The sequence below is a fragment of the Erythrobacter sp. genome, from assembly GCF_024305245.1.
Classification (GTDB): domain Bacteria; phylum Pseudomonadota; class Alphaproteobacteria; order Sphingomonadales; family Sphingomonadaceae; genus Erythrobacter.
The window spans coordinates 130,267-148,886 of sequence record NZ_JAMWYX010000007.1 but is presented as its reverse complement, the minus strand read 5'-3'; the positions used below and the strand labels follow the sequence as shown (position 1 = coordinate 148,886).

The following is an 18,620-nucleotide window of genomic DNA, read 5'->3' as shown; positions in this document are numbered from 1 at the left end:
AATCGTCTGGATGCGAGGATTGTCAGTCAAGCGAGGCCGATACTCGTATCATTCGACTCCCAGATGTGGTCGATCGGCTAAAGCGCGATCCGCGCCGCGCCGCCAGCCGGGCGGAACCCTTCGATCAGGGCCGATTGCGCGGCATCGGTGTTGTAGCGGGCAACGGCCTCGCCGATCGAAGGGAGGGCGGCAGCCTGACTCACTGCGACGAGACAGCCGCCGAAGCCCGCTCCGGTCAGGCGCACCCCGCCCGCCGAGCCGAGCGCCGCCTGCACCAGCCCCGCCAGCCGATCGAGTGCGGGGAGCGAGACAGCGAAATCTCCTGCCAAGGAACGGTGCCCTTCGCCCAGCAGTCGGGCAATCGTGGCCGTGTCACCGCCGGACAATGCGGCAGCGAACGGCGCCACTCTGCCGATTTCCGAAACCACATGCCGGGCGCGGGCGAACAGCACGGGATCGAGCCCGCCCCGCCCCGCCTCCAGCTGTGCCGGATCGCAATCGCGCAGCGCCGCCACACCATAATGCGCAGCCGCCGCTTCGCATTCGGCGCGGCGCTGGTTGAACGCGCTCTCGGTCAATTGCCGGCGGATGCCCGAATCGATCACCGTGATGGCGAGATCGGGATGGATCGGCACCGCGCGGGTTGCGAGCGTCCGGCAATCGAGCAGCAACGCCGCGTCCGCAACGCTCGCCGCCGATGCCATCTGGTCCATGATCCCGCAGGCACAGCCGACAAACTCGTTCTCCGCCGCCTGCGCTATTCTGGCGAGTTGCGCGGGTATCAGACCAAGCTCGGAATGCGCCGACACCGCGAGCGCCGCCGCCACTCCAAGGGACGCGGACGAGGAGAGGCCCGCCCCAATCGGCACATCCCCCGCCACCGCGATCCGCGCCGGGCGCACACCGTGCCCGCCAGCCTGAATGAAATGCACGACGCCGCGAAGGTGGTTCTGCCAATCGCTCCGGTCACGCGCGATCGGCACATCGAGCGCGAAGCTGTCACGCGCGCCCTCACCCATGTCGAGAGCGACCGCCTCGAACTGCGCACCCACGCCCTCGCCCAGCGCAATAATGGTTTCGCGGTCGATGGCGCAGGGCAGGACGAAGCCGTCATTATAGTCGACATGCTCGCCGATCAGGTTGACCCGACCGGGCGCGGCGAACAGCTGCGTGGGATCGGCACCATAGGCGGCGCGGTAACCTGCGATGACGCGGGCGATCAGCTTTTCGCGGCGGTTCATGCGCGGCTCCTGTAATGCACTGTCCCGCTGACGGTGCGCAGCATTTCGGCGGCGCGCTCGGGCGTCAGATCGCGCTGCGGCTCGGCCAGCATTTCATAGCCGACCATGAACTTGCGCACCGAAGCCGAGCGCAGCAGCGGCGGGTAGAAATGGGCGTGGAGTTGCCAATGATCGATATCGGGCATCCCGAAAGGCGCGCCGTGCCAGCCCATCGAATAGGGAAAGCTGGTCTCGAACAGATTGTCGTAGCGGGTGGTCAGCGCCTTCAGGATGCTGGCGAGGCTATCGCGCTGACTGGCGCCGAGCTGCGGCATCCGCTGCACCTCGAAACGCGGCAGGAGCAGCGTTTCGAAAGGCCATGCGGCCCAGAACGGCACGATTGCCAGCCAATCCGCGTTTGCCTCGACCACCCGTTCGCCCTGCTCAAGCTCGCGCTCGGCGGTATCCAGCAGCAGCGAGCCCCCATGCTGTTCGCGATATTGGCGCAGGTGACTGTCTTCGCGCGCCACCTCCAGCCCCCAGTGCTCCGTTGCCCACACCTGTCCATGCGGGTGCGGGTTCGAACACCCCATCATCGCGCCCTTGTTCTCGAAAATCTGCACGTTTCCGAAGCGCTCGCCAAGCTCCTGCGTCTGGGCAACCCAAACGTCGATGACTTCGCGGATCGCAAGGTTGGAGAGTTCCGGCAAAGTCTTTGAATGATCGGACGAAAAGCAGATGACGCGGGACAGCCCCCGCGTCGTCTCAGCGCGAAATAGCGGGTCGTGGTCGCTGTCGGCGCTTCCTTCGTCCATCAGCGCCGGAAAATCGTTGTCGAAAACATGAACGCCTTGATATTCGGGATTCACTGCGCCGCCTTTCCGGGCGTTGCCGGGGCACAGGTAGCATTGCGGATCGTAGGCCGGGACCGGCGGCGCGGGCTGGGTTTCCTCGCCCTGCCATGGCCGGTCCAGCCGGTGCGGAGAAACCTGCACCCAGCCGCCGTTAAGCGGGTTCCAGCGGCGGTGCGGCTTCGAAAAATCCACTGGCATCAGACCGCCTCCGCCCCAGCTCCCCGGCGGACCAGCGCCTGACCCGGCGCGAACTCGGCGCGTCCCCCCAGCACGAACCGGTTGACCGCCAGCGCCGCCATGACGCTCGTCACCAGCGTTACCACCATGAAGTGGATATAATGCAGCGTGATGATCCCGGCCGGCTGCAGCTGGAACGTGAACAGCGCGTAGAGCGCCACGCCCCACACCACCCCGGCAATCGCTGCCGGAGCCGCAACGCCGCGGAACAGGAGGCCCGCAACGAAAGCCGACAGGATCGGCATCGACAGCAGCCCGTTCAGCTGCTGCAGCAGGTTGATGATGCTGGTCGCGGATTGATACATCGGCACCAGCATGATCGCCACCACGGCCAGCAGCGTCGAAACCGCGGCGGACAGCTTCCAGTGATCCTTGACCTCGCCGATGAACTGTTCGTGGAAATCGACGGCATAGAGCGCGACCGAGGAATTCAGCACCGCGCTGAAGGTCGTGATCACCGCCGCCGCCACCATCGCCGCAAACGCGCCCGAAAGCCACGGCGGCAGGATTTCGGCCACCAGCCTGCCATAGGCCGCATCGCCGACATCGCCGAACAGCTTGAAAGCGACGATGCCGGGGATCACCACGATCGGCGGCACGATCAGGATGCGGATGAAAGCGGCCACCATCACGCCTTTCTGCGCCTCGCGGATGGTGGGAGCGGCCATCGCCTTTTGCGTAAGGTTCTGGTTGGTCGACCAGTAGAAGATCTGGATAAAGATCATGCCCGTGAACAGCGTCTGCCACGGGATCGGGCTGTCCGGCCCGCCGAACATGGTCACCCGCTCTACCGGGACGCCGCTGATGATATCCCAGTCCACCGCCGCCAGCCCCAGCACCACGATCAGCATTGCCAGCCCGAGAATGCCGACCCCCGAATAGGTGTCCATCACCGCCACCGCCCGCAAACCGCCGAAGATCGTGTAGCCCGCCGAAATCACCGCAAGCCCTGCGGCGAAGGCCAGCAGCGGCACCCCGGCGCCGAATAGCGACTGCATGAACAGACTGCCCGAATAGAGCGCGGCGGGTAGATAGATCAGCACATTGCCCAGCAGGAACAGCGCCGAAATCAGCGTGCGAATGCTGCGCCCGCCATAGCGCTTTTCCAGCAGCTCGGTCACCGTGGTGCACTGTTCGCGGTAATAGACCGGCACGAACACGAAGGCGAGGATCAGCAGGCCGAAGAACCCGGCAATCTCCCACCAGGCGAGCAGCAGCATCTGGTTGCCGTTCATCCCCACCAGCTGATCGGTGGAAAGGTTGGTGAGCGTGATCGAACCCGCCACGAACAGCCACGACAGCTTGCCGCCCGCCAAATACACGTCCTTGCGCGAACCATCATGGGCGCTGCGGCGAATGGTCGCCCATGTCGCCACACCCACCAATGCGGTCAGACCCACGCATACCGCGATCTGGATCAGGCTCGCGGTCGGCATGGTATCGAACATTGGACGCTTTCCCCTCACGTTTGGTGCGGTTACAGCCGATTGCCGGATACCGGGCAAGCCTGCATGCTGCGCTCATCACCGGAACCGATGGGAGAAGGCGAGCGTGGAATTCGTGCGGCTGGATGGCGATGCGCTGACGCTGGTGTTCGCGGTCGCGCGCGGCGGCGGGGCGTATCTCGTCTATGTCGGCCCGCGATTGCCCGGTGGCGAAGACCTGCCGGCGCTCACCGCCGCCAGCGCGCGCGGGCGGCACGAAAGCCAGCCCGATGTGCCGCCGCGCCCGGGCCTGTTGCCCGAACGCAAAGGGGGGTGGAGCGGGACGCCGGCATTGGCTTTACGGCGCGCAGGGCAGCGGATCGAGACCGATTGCCGGGTCAGCGACTGGGACGTTCAGGATTGCAGCATTGCGATCACCTTCGTTGACGCTGTCGCAGGAATAGAGGTCGCCTGCCATTGGCGCATCGGTGCGGGCGATGTGGTCACTGCAAGCCTTTCCCTTGCCAACCGAGGCGATGCCACGCTCGATATCGATTGCCTCACTTCGCTGGCACTGCCGATCCCGGCGCGGTTCACCGAACGGACGAGCTATTCCGGCCGCTGGGCGGCGGAGATGCAGGAGCACCGCCAGGCCATTACGCCCGATGGCCCCACCCGCCAGTCGGCCATCGGAAAGCCCGGCTTCGGCGGTGGCAACTGGGTGTTGCTCCATGCAACAGGCGAAGTGCTCGGCGCGCATCTGGCATGGAGCGGGGATCATCGGCTGGCGCTGGAGCCCGATGCGCAAGGCGCGGGCGATGGACGCGCGATGCTGCAAATGGGTGCTAACTGGAACGCGGGCGAACTGTCGTTGACACCGGGGGAAAGCTTCACCAGCTGTCCGGCAGTCTTCGCAATCGCGCCTGACCGCAGCGCGCTGTCGCAAGCCTTCCACACCCACTTGCGCGCCAAAGTCCTGCCCGCCCGCGCCAACTGGAGCCCGCGCAAGGTTCACCTCAATTCGTGGGAAGCGCTCGGCTTCGACCTTTCGCAAGACAAGCTGATCGCGCTGGCCGAGGATGCGGCGGCGCTCGGCATAGAACGCTTCGTGCTCGACGACGGGTGGTTCGCAGGTCGCCGCAACGATCAGACCAGCCTTGGCGACTGGACGGTTTCGCCGGAGGTGTTCCCCGCAGGTCTCGACCCGCTGATCGCCCGCGCCCACGAACTCGGCATGGATTTCGGCCTGTGGGTGGAGCCGGAAATGGTCTCGCCCGAAAGCAACCTTTATCGTGCCCATCCCGACTGGTGCCTGCACACCGAGAGCCGCGAGCGGCTCACGATGCGCGGGCAATTGGTGCTCGATCTGGCGCGGACGGAAGTGCGCGATTGCCTCTTCGACCGGCTCGACGCGCTGCTGCGGGCGCACGCAATCGCCTATCTCAAATGGGACCACAACCGCGACCTGTTTCCTGCAGGCGCGCGGCAGACCGAGGGGCTTTACGCCCTGCTTGATGCCTTGCGCGCCGCGCACCCGCATGTGGAGATCGAAAGCTGTTCGAGCGGCGGGGGGCGGATCGACTTTGGCATCCTTTCGCGCACCCACCGCGTCTGGCCTTCGGACAACAACGACGCGATCGAGCGGCTGCAGATCATGCGTGCGTGGAGCCAGTTCCTGCCGCTGGAAGTGCTGGGCAGCCATGTCGGCCCTTCGCCCAATCCGATCACCGGGCGGCAGCTCGCGATGGATTTCCGCGCCAAAGTGGCGGTCTTCGGGCATATGGGTGTCGAGGCCGATCCGGCGCGCATGACCGAGCGTGACCGCGCGAACCTTGCCGCGCACATCGCGCTCTACAAGGCGTGGCGCGGGGTGCTGCATCAGGGCGCGCTGTGGCGGCTCGACCATCCCGATCCGGGGGTCAGCGGGCTGATCGCGGTGCACCGCGACGAAGCGCTGGCGCTGGTCGCGCAGACCGGTTTTGCCGCAGCGTTCGATGGTGCGCCCGTGCGCCTCGCCGGTCTCGCGCCCGATGCACGCTATCGCGTCACCCTTCCCGAACCGTGGCCGAACAAGGCGCGGGACTACCTTGCTAACCCCGACCTGTGGCGCATGGGCATCACCTTATCGGGCGCGGCGCTGATGACGCAGGGCTTGGCGCTGCCACTGACACACCCGGAAACCGCGTGGCTCATCGCGCTTGAAAGGCTTCCTGCATGAAACTCGGCTGCTGTTATTATCCCGAACACTGGCCGGAAGAGGTGTGGGCCGAGGATGCGCGCAGGATGGCGGACATGGGCCTTTCGCTGGTACGCATCGGCGAATTTGCATGGAGCCGGATCGAACAGCATCCGGGCCAATACGAGTGGGGCTGGCTCGACCGCGCGATCAATACGCTGGCGTCTACGGGTCTGAAAATCATCCTCGGCACGCCGACCGCCACCCCGCCGAAATGGCTGGTCGATACCATGCCCGATATCGTCGCCCTTGACGAACAGGGCCGCCCGCGCGGCTTCGGCTCGCGGCGGCACTACTGTTTCAGCCACGCTGGTTACCGCGCCGAGTGCCGCCGGATCGTAGCCGCGCTGGCACAACGCTACGGCCATCACCCCGCCATCGTGATGTGGCAGACCGACAACGAATATGGCTGCCACGATACGGTGCTCAGCTTCTCCGATGCCGCCGCGAATGGCTTCCGTGAGTGGCTGGCGGCCCGTTACAGCACGGTTGAGGCGCTCAACACCGCATGGGGCAATGTGTTCTGGAGCATGGAATACCGCGCCTTCGCCGAGGTCGATCCGCCGCACCTGACCGTGACCGAGGCGAACCCCGCACATTGGCTCGATTACCGCCGGTTCGCCTCCGATCAGGTGGCAAACTTCAACCGCGAACAGGTCGAAATCCTGCGCAAGCTGTCGCCCGATAAAAACATCACCCACAACTTCATGGGGTTCTTCACCGAATTCGATCACCACGACGTGGGCCGCGATATCGACGTGGCGACGTGGGATTCCTATCCGCTCGGCTTTCTCGAACAGTTCTGGTTCTCTTCGGAAGAGAAGCGCGCTTACCTGCGGCAGGGCCACCCCGATATCGCCGCGTTTCACCATGACCTTTACCGAGGCTGTTCGAATGGTCGCTGGGGCGTGATGGAACAGCAGCCCGGCCCGGTGAACTGGGCACGCTTCAACCCTGCGCCGCTGCCCGGCATGGTCGCACTGTGGACGCTGGAGGCGTGCGCGCACGGTGCGGAGTTCAGCAGCTATTTCCGCTGGCGGCAGGCACCCTTCGCGCAGGAGCAGATGCACGCCGGATTGCTGCGCCCCGACAGCACCGAAGCCGAAGCTGCTCCCGAAGTGCGCGCAGCAGCGGCGGCGCTCACCGACATCGGACCTCAGGAAATGGCGCAGGCTCAGGCGGCGCTGGTGTTTTCTTATGAGGCAGCGTGGACTGTCGGGATCCAGCCGCAGGGGCAGAGCTTCCGCTATCTGGAACTTGTGTTCGAATGCTATTCGGCGCTGCGGGCACGCGGGCTGGATGTCGATATCGTCGCCCCCGACGCTGACCTTTCGGCTTACCACATGGTGGTGGTGCCGACCTTGCCGATCATTCCCGAAGGCTTCGTCGAACGCCTCGCCGGGCTGACATGCCCCGTCCTGCTCGGCCCGCGATCTGGCAGCAAAACGGCGAGCTTCTGCATTCCCGATGGCCTCGCGCCCGGCGAAATCCGGCAGCTTCTGCCGATCACCGTCACCCGCGTCGAATCCTTGCCCGGCGGAGTGGCAGAGGCTGCGGATGGCTGGGCGGTCACCCGCTGGCGCGAGGACGTGGCGAGCGATCTTGCGCCCGAGCTTTCCGACGCTGCCGGGCGCGGCGTTCTCTACCACAACGGGAATGTCCGCTACCTTGCCATCTGGCCGGACCGGGCGCTGCTACGGCTTATGATCGAACGCATGGCGGATGAGGCGGGCTTGCCACTGATCGACCTGCCCGAAGGCATCCGGGTGCGGCGCAGCGCGAGCCACGCCTTCACTTTCAATTATGCCGCCGAGCCGGTGTTCGCAGCCCATCTGGGCGAGACGCTGCCCGCTGCCAGCTGGCACGTCGCGCCGCTGTGATCAGCCTTCGGCCAGCAGCCTTGCGTAATGATCGCGCAGCGTGTCGCTGCCGAATTCCGGGGTGAGATCAGCGCTGTAGCGGCCGGTCTCGGGATCGAGCACCAGCATTGATTCGGTCGCATAATAGCGCGCGATCCGGGCATATTCGGCCTTTTCGGCGAACCAGCCGGACACGCCTTCCCCCAGCCCCAGCACCCGTTCGGCATAGTCGAACAAACCGGGCGACACTGATTTGAAGCGCGGCGGCCTGCCTGCCACGTCGAACAGCAATTGGCCCTGTTCGCGCAAGCTGATCGCCGGGCCGGGGCCGCCGATGGGCAGGATGCGGCCGCTGGTTTCCGGATTGTCGATGCACCCGGCAATGAACCGCGCCAGATCTTCATCGCTGATCGGCTTGCAGCGGGTGAGTTCGCCGTCCCCGAAGATCAGAAAGGGCTTGCCTGCCTTGACCCGCCTGACCTGTCCGGACAGCGATTTGAAGAACGCCGTGGGCCGCACGATCGTGTAATCGATCCCGCTCGCCGCCAGCTGTGCCTCGAATGCGAGCTTGGCGTGCTGGAAGGCCAGCAGCGGCTTCTGCACGCAAATTGCCGAAAGCAGAATGAACTGCCGCGCCCCGGCTGCCTGCGCCGCCGATAGCAAGGCGCAGTTGGCGTCGAAGTCCACCGCTTTTGCGTCCCTGGGTGCGCCGCTACGCGAGGCGATGCAGGAAATGATGCAACCGGGCTGAACGTCCGCCATTACGCGCGCAAGAGCGTCACTATCCCGCAATGCGGCACGGGCGAGGTCAGCTCCGGCAAGTGGCTCGGGATCGCTGCCGACGGTGCTCGGTCGCAAAAGCGCAGTGACGGCATGACCATCGGCGACCAACCGCCGAACCACAGCCAGCCCGATTGTGCCTGTGGCCCCGGCGACAAGAACACGGTGAGGGGTTTCAAGCTTTGCCATCGCAGCCACCCTACCCCCGCTGCCTCAATGGTCAATCGGGCCAGCCATCCTATTGAACGCGCGCGCGGAACCGGATCGTGAAGCTCGGCTGGTCGCTCGCGCCGCCTGAACGATCCATCGTGCCGGCCGGTGCAATCCGGATCGTGCGCACGTTGGGATCGAAGGCACCGTTCGGCGTGTAGGTGAATGGCCCTGCTGTCCCCGACGCGGATGAAAAGCGTACCATTGTGGCGGCATTGAAAGCGTTGAGCCCGCTTTCAGGCGAACCATCCTGAAAAGTCACCGGAGTGCCGGTGGAAAACGCCATGTCGGCAGGCATATCGTCGATGATCACAATCGAACTCGAATCGACCGAGCGCCTGCCGACATTGCGGATGGTGATGCTATATTCGACGATTGCTCCGGGGATCGCCTTGGGGTTGGTGGTGCCGTTCACAGGATCGGAGATCACCACACTCGTCTTGTCGACCTCCAGCACTGCGGTGGTGATGCGGCTGTTGGTGATTATGCAGGTAATGGTGTCGCCAAGCTGCGGTGTGATGCTGCCTCCGACTGTGTTTGGTAGGGTAGTGGCCGAACCGCTGGTGGCATTGCTGCAGGCAAGCTCGGCCTCATAATTCCCAAGATTGCCTGTACCTGCCGCGATCTCGCTGAGCGTATAAGAAAGCCCGCTGTCAAGTTGCACGAAGCCGGTGTCGCCCGCATTGACCGTAGACCCCGAACCGGTGGTGGTCGCAGCGGCAATGACCGTCTCGCCTGACATGATCCGAACGGTGAACTGATCGCCGTTGAAGCGTCGAAAACCGTCGAGCGCCTTCCGCAATCGCAGGCGCGGCTGGGCGCCATTGGTGAAGGTGCACACCAGAAACTCGCCGAATTCGAGCTGGCCGATGTTCACGCTCGTAGTGGCGAGACCATTCGGCAGACTGGCGCGGGTTGCACCTGCTGTGTTCACGCATGTCAGCGTTGTGACATACTGCGAAAGGGTGCTGACGCTCCCCGACGCCATATTCTCGCGCAGCGTGATGGGCACCCCTGCCGCCATGCTCAGTGGCGCGGTGGAGAAGGGGCCGGAGCCGCTGCCGCTGGTGGTACCCCCGAAAATCGTGCTGCCGGTCGTGGTATTGACGATCTGATAGCTGAACTGATCGGCAGAATTGGTTCGCGGGCCCTGTATCGTGGTTTGGAGCCGGATCGAGGCAAAGCGGATCGCGAACATCACGCCCTGGAGCCCACCCGCCTGCGTTTCGATCGTCACGCTGGTGGGGCTGTTACTGCCGAGGATATGGGCGCCCACGGTCCCGGGCCTGCCGGTGATGTTGACAGTGTTGCTGCCGACCCCGGTGATCGACGGGAAGGTCGACCCGCTGATCGGCTGCACCGCGTCGAGCAACTGCCACGCGCCGCCGTTGGTGGAGTAGCGCAGCGCTTCGTTATCATTGCTCGATTCCGCATCGGCGACGACGAAGGAATAGACCGTGGCGCTCGCACCGACAGGCGGAGTGACCGTGATGTTCGAAAGGTTGATCGTCCGCGATCCGGCGGATGTGGTGTAGAGCACAGGGCGTCCCGGGATGCCGATGAACGCGACATTGCCGATCGCCGCGCCGGTCCAGGAAGGCGCCGTCACCGCGTTATAGACAGTCGAATTGCCCGATACCCGCGCATTGAACGTCAGAACCGACCCGTCGGGAAGCGTGAAGCTGAGATTCTGCCCCGCAGCGGTCCGTGCGGTCGCATCATTGTAATCGGCGAAATCAAGCCAGCAATAGGTCTGCCAGCTTGCTGGCGCCGTGCCTTGCGCGGTCGCTTGGCCGCAATCCTGTGCCCGCGCGGCCGGGCTCCACAGCAAGCCGCAGACAACCACTACAAGCGCCATCAGCCTGCGCAGCATTGTCCAGCCTGCCATCATGCCCTTGACATAGGGGATTATGGTAAACAGCCGGTTAGCATGGTGGATCTGGCGTAGCGCCCGCATGGTCAGCGCCCAAGCCCGAGAAAGCTGAAGCTGTCGGCATCGAAGCTCATCCTCACCACTGCGAACACGCCCTTGTCGGTGTTGCGGGCGGCGCTGAAATCGCCGTCGCGAAAACCTTCGACATTGAAGCCCACGGTCACCAGCATGCCTTTGACCGGTACCACGCCGATGGTCGGGCCATAGGCAAAGCTGGTGGTGTTATCGTCGAGGTTGCTGCGCACCGTGGCGCAGGCGCCAAGTTCGAAGCGCTCCCCGATCCCGATGCGACCGTCGGCCCCGACCAGCACCGAGGTGCCCGAGAATTCGGTCCCCTCGAACTGGTCGAAATTGTGCCGCGCACCGAGGAACAGCGAAACCTCGTGGCGACGCACCTGCGCGCCGTTGTCTTGGCCTCGGGGCGAGAAGTTGGTCGAGAGGCTCCCCACCAGACGGCGCGAGGTCGCATCCCCGTCAACCACAAGCGCGGTGCGTCCGGCCCCGCCTGCTCCGCCGATCTCGCCGGCGACGCCGCCAGTGATCTGATCGCTGCGGAATTCGAGCCGTCCCAGCATCGCGATCGGCGACCCGTCAGGGCGGTGTGCGAAGGCGATGCTGGCGTCGAGAATTTCGGCTTTGGCCCCGCCTGCGGCCTCGGACAGCGTCCAGGTCGCGCCCGATCCGACCAGACTGCCTTCGCCGAGTTGGCGGATCGCGCCCACCAGCAGGCCTTTGCGGTCCGCAGTCTCGCCGTCGCGCAATTCTCCGCGGGCGGTCACGCTCCAGCGATCCTTGCGCCAAGCTGCGCCAAAGGTGACTGCGGTGAAGTCTTCGAACAGCAACCCGCCGGTCAGTTGTCCGCCGCTGGCAGGCGGCTGGGCCGGATTGATAACGCCGCCCGCACCCGGATTGCCGCCGAGCGTGCGGCTGCCGTCAAGTGTTGCGTCGATCGTCAGGGTGGGGCTCAACTGGAGCGTCTGCGACAGGCCGAAGGCGGCAAAACTGCGGGTGCCGTTCTCGCCGATGGTTTCCTCGCCCAGCGTGGTCACCACCTGCCCGCCCTGCCACGGAGCAACCTCGATACCGCCGCGCAACTGACGCGCATCGAGAGCCTTGCCGTCGGCAAGTTCATAGGTGCCGACAATCCGGACGTCCTGCGTTACGGCGTAGCGCACGCCGAAGCGGTGGCGGGCCGGCAGATCGAGGCTTTCTGCCTTGCCCAGAGCCACGGCGGTTCCGGCGGAGAGTTCCAGCTTGTTGTCGAACAAGCGCTGGGTCGCGCCTGCTTCGAGCACGGTGGACGCGGCATTGCTGCCGTCGGCAAGGCGGTCATCGAAATGGACGAGGCCGATGCGCAGGTCGGTGCGCTGCCGTGCCAACACGATCTGGCCCTGCGCGGCGCGGCGGCGGGTCGGATCGGCGAGGCTATCATCCTGCCACAGGCTGCCGACGAAGCTCAGTTCCTGGCTCAGCAACATACGGCCATCGACGCCCAGTTTGCGGCGGCCGCGCTCGGCAACATTCTGCTGGCCGACCCCGTAATCGCTGTCGATCTGGCGCGCATAGGCGAGCAGGTCGAGGCTGGCGGTCTGGTGCTGGGCTTCCAGCAACCACCCTGTGGCCGCCTCGCCCTCGCGGCGGCTGACGGCCAGTTCGGCGCGAATTTCCGTGTTGTCGCCGACGCGGGCGAGCAGATCGATCGCGCCGAGATCGGTACGCTGCGCCTGCCCGTCGCGCCCCGTGAGGCCAGCGTCGGTGATCGCGCTTGCGCCGATCCGGATCGCGCCGTCGGCACTGGTCCAGTCGGCCCGCACGCCCGCGTTCAGTTCGGCCTCGCCCGCCCCGTCGGCTTCGAATTCGATGACGATGAATTGAGGATTCAGGTTCTCGTCGCGGCTCAGAACGGGGGCGGCAAAGCTGATCGTGCCCGACAGCAGATCGATGTCGTAATCGGTAAAGCGGGTAAGTTCGCGGACCGACACGATTAGTTCAGGGCGGAAGCGATCGCGGACTTCGATCGTCACCCGTTCGGAATTGGGCAGGATGCGGCGGCTGGCGAGGCTGTAGGGGCCGGAAATGCCCTGCCCCTGAATTTCCTGACGCTGGAACCGGCTGGCGATTTCGGCAGCGAAACCCTGCGCCTTGATCTGGCCAACCCGCGCTTCGGCCTTCACGCCGGTTGCGGTGCGGTTGTAATTGGCAAGGCGGGTTTGGTTGAAGGCGGTCTGGAAATCGCCATAGAGCGCGTAGAATGTGGCGGTTTCGATGCGGACATACAGCTTTTCGCGGCTGGCGGCGTCGAACTGGCGCGCCGAAGCATCGCCGAACACCGTGTAGTAGGCCTGCGGGTCGATGGCACCCAGCACCGGGCTGTCCTCGCGCTGCTTGGCGCTGTCATACGCGAGAGTGAGCAGGTATTTGCCCAGCACCCGGCCCTTGGCATAAAGCGCGACGCGTGCGTCATCGCCCAGATCGCTGGCGAACTGTCCGGCCCGTTCCATGTTGTCGGCCACCGAGCGCGCGCCGACCGAACCTTCGGCAAGGCCGATGATCGTCCATTCGATCTCACCCGGCTCGATCCACGCCTCAAGCTCCTGACGGCGGGTGATCTCTCCATCGTCGAAGGCGAAGGCGAGCCGCACCGAGCCGCTGACCATCGTCGGGGCGAGTTCAATCCGGGCAAGCCCTTCCGCCCCCTCGACCACCCAGCGCGCCGCGACGGGAGCCGTGCCGGTGAGTTGGTCGAGCTGCTGCCGGTCGATCTGCGCAGCGCTCTGGTAGGGCGAATTGATGGTGAAGCTGCCCGAAATGCCTTCGCGCAACGGGCGGCCGTTCCGGTCGAGCACGCGGATAGCGACCACAGGGCGGGTCCGGCCGTCGGCAACGAGATTGGACAGGGCGGGCAGGAATTCCACGTTGGCCGGGGTGCGGGTGAAGAACACTTCGCGGGTGAAGGTCTTCGTCACCACGCCGAAGCTGTTGACGATCCGCGCTTCGATCATGGTGCGTTCGTTGATCAGGGGCACCCCGCGCCACTGGCTGACGGCGTATTTGCCGCGCTCGGGGTTTTGCGTCCCGTCGAAAGCGAGCGGATCGACCGGTTTGCCATCGACGGTCAGTTCCACGCTCTGTCCGCGGCGGTGGCGGATCGCGACGCGGATTGCGGGTGCACGCGGGTTGGCATCTTGCGTCGGGGCAAGAAATCCGTCTTCGCCATCGCCGAGCGCAAGGTAATCGGTCACGGTCGAGGCGGGATCCTTCGCTTCGGCGGGCGCGGTCACAGGCACTGCCTGCGACGGCGCGATCGCTGCGGGCACCGCAACTTCGGAAAGGAGCGCGTGAAAATCGGCGACCACGAGGCTTCCGCCCTGACCGATCGCGAAGCGCGATGAGGCGCTGCCGGCGTTGCGGGTCGAACGCGAACAATCGATCATGCTCGCGCCTTCGGGCAGGGTCATGCGGGCAACCTGAACCACGTGCGTGCCGGGCACAACGCCTTCGAAATGGTAACGGCCCGCTGCATCGGTGATGGCGAAGCTGCCGTCCTCCAGCATGACCCGAACACCAGCAACTCCAATGCGTTGCGATTCCTCAAGGGTGCAAGGTCCGGCGGTGATGCGGCCAATGATGGTCATGCGGTCGGCGACCCCGTCGCGCACCAGATCGACCGCGGCGCTCGCGCGCGACAATCGTCCGAGCGCGTCGCGCACATTGGCATCATTGAGCACGCGGCCCGGAGGGGCATCCGGCCGAACCGTCATGCCATAGGTCACGCGCGCCGAAGCGCCTCCGGCAAGGTCTCCCAGCGCGACGGTAAGAATTCGGCCATCGGGCGAGATCGTGACCGTTTGCGGAGCGGCCACGCCATTGATGCGGATCGTGTCGCGACGCAGGCGCAGCCAGCGTGAGGGCGTGTCGGTCAGCGTCACTGCGCGCTTTACCCGCGCCGGATCGTCGTTGCGCACGGTCACGGCATAGAACACCACATCGCCCGGCGAAGCGGTTTCGCGCGATGCCGTTTTGGCAAGCGCGAGATCAAGGCTCGGGTGGTCGACCGGGATATCGACTTCGAAGGGGATCGGGTTGTCGAGCACGAAGGCCTCCCCGAACGAGGTATCGCGGATCACGAACGGCCGCCCATCGGGACGGGTGATCTGGCCCAGCAATTCGCGCGGAGCGACGGACGGTGCGGTGTAGGGTGCGGGCGGCTCGACCTGAAGGCGAAAGCGGCCCTGCCTGGTCAGCGGAAACCAGAATTCGCCCGGGCCCATCGCAACATCACGGCCCGCGCCATCGGTGATCGGCTGACCGGAAATGACGCTCGACGGCCAGCTGGTGACGCCATCCTCGGCAAACACTGCGGCGGGCGCGCCGGTGATGGCATCAATCAGAGTGACCCGCGCGCCGTCTACCAACTCGCCGGTTTCACTATCGAACACCACGCCGAACGGATCGACCAGCACGGCCACTTCGGCCGCTACCATGATATCGTCGCTGCCGGGCTGCAGCGCGCTGATCGTGATCATCGAATCCGGCCCCACGCTCAGGCGGCAGTCTTCCTGCACCAGCGGCGGGGGAATGCGGACGGTGTCGGCGGTACCGGCAAAGACGCCGCTGTCAGGCGCGGTCTCGAACACGGTCATCGTTTCGCGGTCGCCATCTGCGGTGGTCAGCACCACGGTAAGGCTGTCGATGGCGCTCCGGTCGCGATTGGCGGCCTCGGCGGAAATTTCGAAGAAAACCGGTTCGCCTCCGCGCAGCTGGTCTGTCAGCTGGACACTTGCGGTCGCGGTCAAGGCGACAGTATTTCCGCCCGGAGTGACACTGGCGGTCGCAAAGCTGCCAATGCGCTGCACCGGAGCGGCGTCGGTCTCGCAGCGCGGCTGGCGATACACCAGCTCTGTGCCGTCCGAAGGTGCGCGGCGGAACACCCGGATGGTGGGCGGTTCTGGAGGGGGGATGCTGACGTCGAACTGCACCGGATTACTGGCAATCCGTCGGCTCGATCCGTCAGCATTCCACGTGGCTTCGGCGATATTGGTGATGGTGCGCACCGATGCGCCGGTATCGGATTGCGCGCTGCTCCCCTCCTGCGGCACGACGAATGGCAGCAGCACTGCAATGAGCGCTGCTGCCAAATGCCGCAAGGAGGGAAACACACGCAAGATCTACGTCCGGATCAGGATCAGTCGATCACGACACGGAAGTAGAGCGAGCGGGTCTGACCAGCTTCGACGTCGAGGAGATCGCCCAGCACCTGGTCTTCGCCCGAAGGTCCGGTCCCTTCGCTGAAGGATCCGCCCGCCGCACCATTGGTGCAGAGTTCGTCGCCATTGACGAAAATGCCGAAGCTCGCCTCATAGGAGACATCGAACGGCAGATCGTCGGTTACGTCGACATCAGTCGCAGTCGCAGCGCCCGCAGCATTCGCTACGGTGATGCAGTATTCAACCGTTGCGCCCGGAATTGCCTTCGGGTTTGTCGTTCCGTTGACCGGATCGCTGATCAGACGGCTCGACTTGGCGACCGTCACCACCGCGCCCGCTACTTCGAGCGTGCCGATAGCCGCGAAGTCGCCTTCGTTATTGCCGACTTCGGCACCGCCTACGCCGGTACCGTCAGCGAGCACGAAGTCGATTGCGTTGACATTATTGCCCCCACTCGTCGCCTCGATCTCGGCGCCGAGGCCAGTAGCGCCCGCTTGATGCGCATCCGCGGTCAGGGCGATCTGGAAGGTTTCGCCGTCAACTGCACTTGAGGTGACCGTCGAAACGACGAACACCGTGCGGGTTTCATCTTCGGCCATTTCGTCGAGGAAAGTGACCTGAACATCGTCAGATCCAGCCTGACCGAAGTTGTAGATGCCGTCGCCGCCATCGAGGAAGAATAGTGCATTCTCTTCATCAATATTGGCGTCAGTTCCGGTGCCACCCTGATATGATGCCGTCAGATCGAAATCGACGGTCTCGTTCGACAGGTTGGTGACGTCAAACGACAGCACGTTCTGAGTGCCGCCCGGCGTCGCAGTGACATTGCCGGTGTCGTTCGAGGCAACGGTCACGTTGATGCGAGCGTCAACCGTGAAGATGTCGCTCGCCGTCGCAGCATTCTGCGCCACGCCCCCGACATCGAAGCTGACGGAGACATTGTTGGTTATGGTATCGCCTGCGCTGGTCCCTGCGGCCAACGCAGGCGCGCTGGACATTGCGACGAGCGCAAGCGCGCTCACCGCACCCAGCAACTGCTTGGTGGTTCTCATTGGTCTGGTCCTGTGTGTTGCCCCGCGTGAATGCATCCGCCCGCAGGAGGTGGCGGTTATCTACCGCCGGTCAGCGGATGATAGCTGGATAGGTGAGCCTCCCCGAAGCGCCGGAACCGATGCTTTCGAGCACCCAGCGGACGTGGGTTACGTCGGCATGGGTGGCGCGGCGCCCGGCACCGTCAGGCCCGGTGACGGTCAGTGCGCCGAGCACACCCCAGGTCTTGCCCCCGTCAACCGACACATCAAGCGCCGGATCGGCGTCAGGCGACAGCCGGACTGCGGCGGGCAACGGGTTGGTGACGGTAAAATTGGTTACGGCCTCTGCGCCGGTGTTGGCGTAATCGGTGCCGAATATCAGGCGGTCGCCGGGAATGATCGTGCCCGGCTCGACCAGTTCGGTGCGTTCCTTGCCGTCGGCATCGTTGACCACTTTGACAGCCTTCACGTCTCCGGAAAGCGATACCGGGCTGGTTGTAGTCTGCGCCGCGAGCGGCATTGCGGGCGCGGCGAGCGCGGTGGCAGCAGCCATGGCGAGCATCAGCTTTCGCAACGAATTCATAGTAAAACCCCTGTCTTTCCGATTATTCAATTGTTCAGTCGATCACGACGTCGAAGGTGATGGTGCGGCGAGCCTCGGCGTCGACATTGCCGAGATTGACTGCAATTCCGGCCGCATCCGACACAGCACCCGCGTCGCCATCGGTAGCGTCGCTCAGCGCGGCGGCATCGAGCGCGAGCGTGCCGGGTGCGTAAGTGGTGCCTGCTGGAATGGCATCGGTAACGACGAGACCCTCGATCGTGCCGGTGCCGGTGACCTGCGCCTCGATCGTGAAGGTTGCGATGGTGCCGGGAACGGCGCTCGTGCCGCCGAAGGGATCGCGCAAAGTCACCGACTTGACCAGCGCGACGCTGACGACGGAATTGATCAGCGATCCGCGCGCTGTCGCAAGCGCGCCAGTGGTGCCGACGATCGCGTCGCCGCCGTCGGCTCCTGCGCCGTCAAAGGCGGTGCCGGGGCTACCAGTACCTGTCACCGCTGCGGCAGAAAGCACGACCGTGCTGGTCTGCGTATCGCCCGCAGCGTCGGGCACGATAACCAGCACGAACACCGTCAGCATGGTGTCGGGCGCAAGAACGGCGGTGGTGTGCGGGCTGGCGAGAATCTCGTCGACCCCTTCCTCATAGGTGCCGTTGGCGTTGCTATCGATGGCAATGGCCTGAACCGCGACGTCGAAGTCATTGCCCGCAACCGCGGTGTCGGCGACCAGACGGAATGCTTCGGGGCCGTTGCCCTGATTGGTCAGTTCGAAGGCAAGAACCGCGTTGCCCGGGCGTCCGGCGATCGGGCCGGGGTCGAGCGAGGTCAGCGTCACGTCGAGCAATTCGTCCACGCGCACGGTAACCGTGTTGGAATTGACCGTGCGCGGCGTGCCACCTTCATCATAGCTGGCGACGGCGATATTCTCGATCAGCGTGCCGGCCGTTACCCCTTCAGCAAAGGCAGGCGCAGGCGCGACGACTCCACCGAGCAGCGCAGACCCGAGAAGAATGGATAACGAGGTGTTGAGGCGAGTATCTGTAATCATGCCCCGAGGAAATACGGGC

General features: G+C 64.9%; 11 protein-coding genes. 2 read left to right on the top strand and 9 right to left on the bottom strand.

Translation table 11 applies throughout. From position 1 onward, the window contains the following. Positions 1-77: 77 nt before the first annotated feature. Genes galK through Q0L48_RS11420 form a run of 3 tightly spaced genes read right to left on the bottom strand, consistent with a single transcriptional unit; the run spans position 78 to position 3,759 of the window. On the bottom strand, positions 78-1,241 hold the full coding sequence (galK, locus tag Q0L48_RS11430) for a galactokinase (protein ID WP_296721074.1): 1,164 nt from the start codon (positions 1,239-1,241) through the stop codon (positions 78-80). Further along, positions 1,238-2,272: a UDP-glucose--hexose-1-phosphate uridylyltransferase gene (locus Q0L48_RS11425; RefSeq protein ID WP_296721072.1), complete on the bottom strand. Its 1,035-nt coding sequence runs from the start codon at positions 2,270-2,272 to the stop codon at positions 1,238-1,240. Before Q0L48_RS11425 ends, galK begins: the two co-directional genes overlap by 4 nt. Next, complete coding sequence (locus Q0L48_RS11420; RefSeq protein WP_296721070.1) at positions 2,272-3,759, bottom strand: sodium/solute symporter; 1,488 nt, start codon at positions 3,757-3,759, stop codon at positions 2,272-2,274. The genes Q0L48_RS11425 and Q0L48_RS11420 overlap by 1 nt, the downstream gene beginning before the upstream one ends. Positions 3,760-3,862: 103 nt before the next feature. Here Q0L48_RS11420 and Q0L48_RS11415 point away from each other — a divergent pair, with 103 nt between their 5' ends. Continuing rightward, positions 3,863-5,953 (top strand): alpha-galactosidase, encoded by a 2,091-nt coding sequence (locus Q0L48_RS11415; RefSeq protein ID WP_296721067.1) that lies wholly within the window; start codon positions 3,863-3,865, stop codon positions 5,951-5,953. After that, positions 5,950-7,851 (top strand): beta-galactosidase, encoded by a 1,902-nt coding sequence (locus tag Q0L48_RS11410; RefSeq protein WP_296721065.1) that lies wholly within the window; start codon positions 5,950-5,952, stop codon positions 7,849-7,851. Before Q0L48_RS11415 ends, Q0L48_RS11410 begins: the two co-directional genes overlap by 4 nt. On the opposite strand, the gene Q0L48_RS11405 is transcribed toward Q0L48_RS11410, so the two are convergent. The 6 genes from Q0L48_RS11405 to Q0L48_RS11380 form a co-directional block, all read right to left on the bottom strand. Continuing rightward, complete coding sequence (locus Q0L48_RS11405; protein WP_296721062.1) at positions 7,852-8,799, bottom strand: NAD(P)H-binding protein; 948 nt, start codon at positions 8,797-8,799, stop codon at positions 7,852-7,854. Positions 8,800-8,848: 49 nt separating this feature from the next. Continuing rightward, entirely contained in the window at positions 8,849-10,777 is a 1,929-nt protein-coding gene (locus tag Q0L48_RS11400) for a CshA/CshB family fibrillar adhesin-related protein (protein ID WP_296721060.1), read from the bottom strand. Between the two features lie 2 nt (positions 10,778-10,779). Next, the gene (locus tag Q0L48_RS11395; RefSeq protein WP_296721124.1) at positions 10,780-15,912 is read right to left on the bottom strand and encodes a hypothetical protein; all 5,133 of its coding nucleotides are present in this window, start codon (positions 15,910-15,912) and stop codon (positions 10,780-10,782) included. Between the two features lie 26 nt (positions 15,913-15,938). Further along, a complete protein-coding gene (locus Q0L48_RS11390; RefSeq protein WP_296721057.1) occupies positions 15,939-17,012 on the bottom strand; it encodes a hypothetical protein in 1,074 nt (357 codons plus the stop codon). Between the two features lie 70 nt (positions 17,013-17,082). Further along, complete coding sequence (locus tag Q0L48_RS11385) at positions 17,083-17,574, bottom strand: hypothetical protein (protein WP_296721055.1); 492 nt, start codon at positions 17,572-17,574, stop codon at positions 17,083-17,085. 34 nt (positions 17,575-17,608) lie between these two features. Further along, on the bottom strand, positions 17,609-18,601 hold the full coding sequence (locus Q0L48_RS11380) for a hypothetical protein (RefSeq protein ID WP_296721052.1): 993 nt from the start codon (positions 18,599-18,601) through the stop codon (positions 17,609-17,611). Between the last annotated feature and the right edge of the window lie 19 nt (positions 18,602-18,620).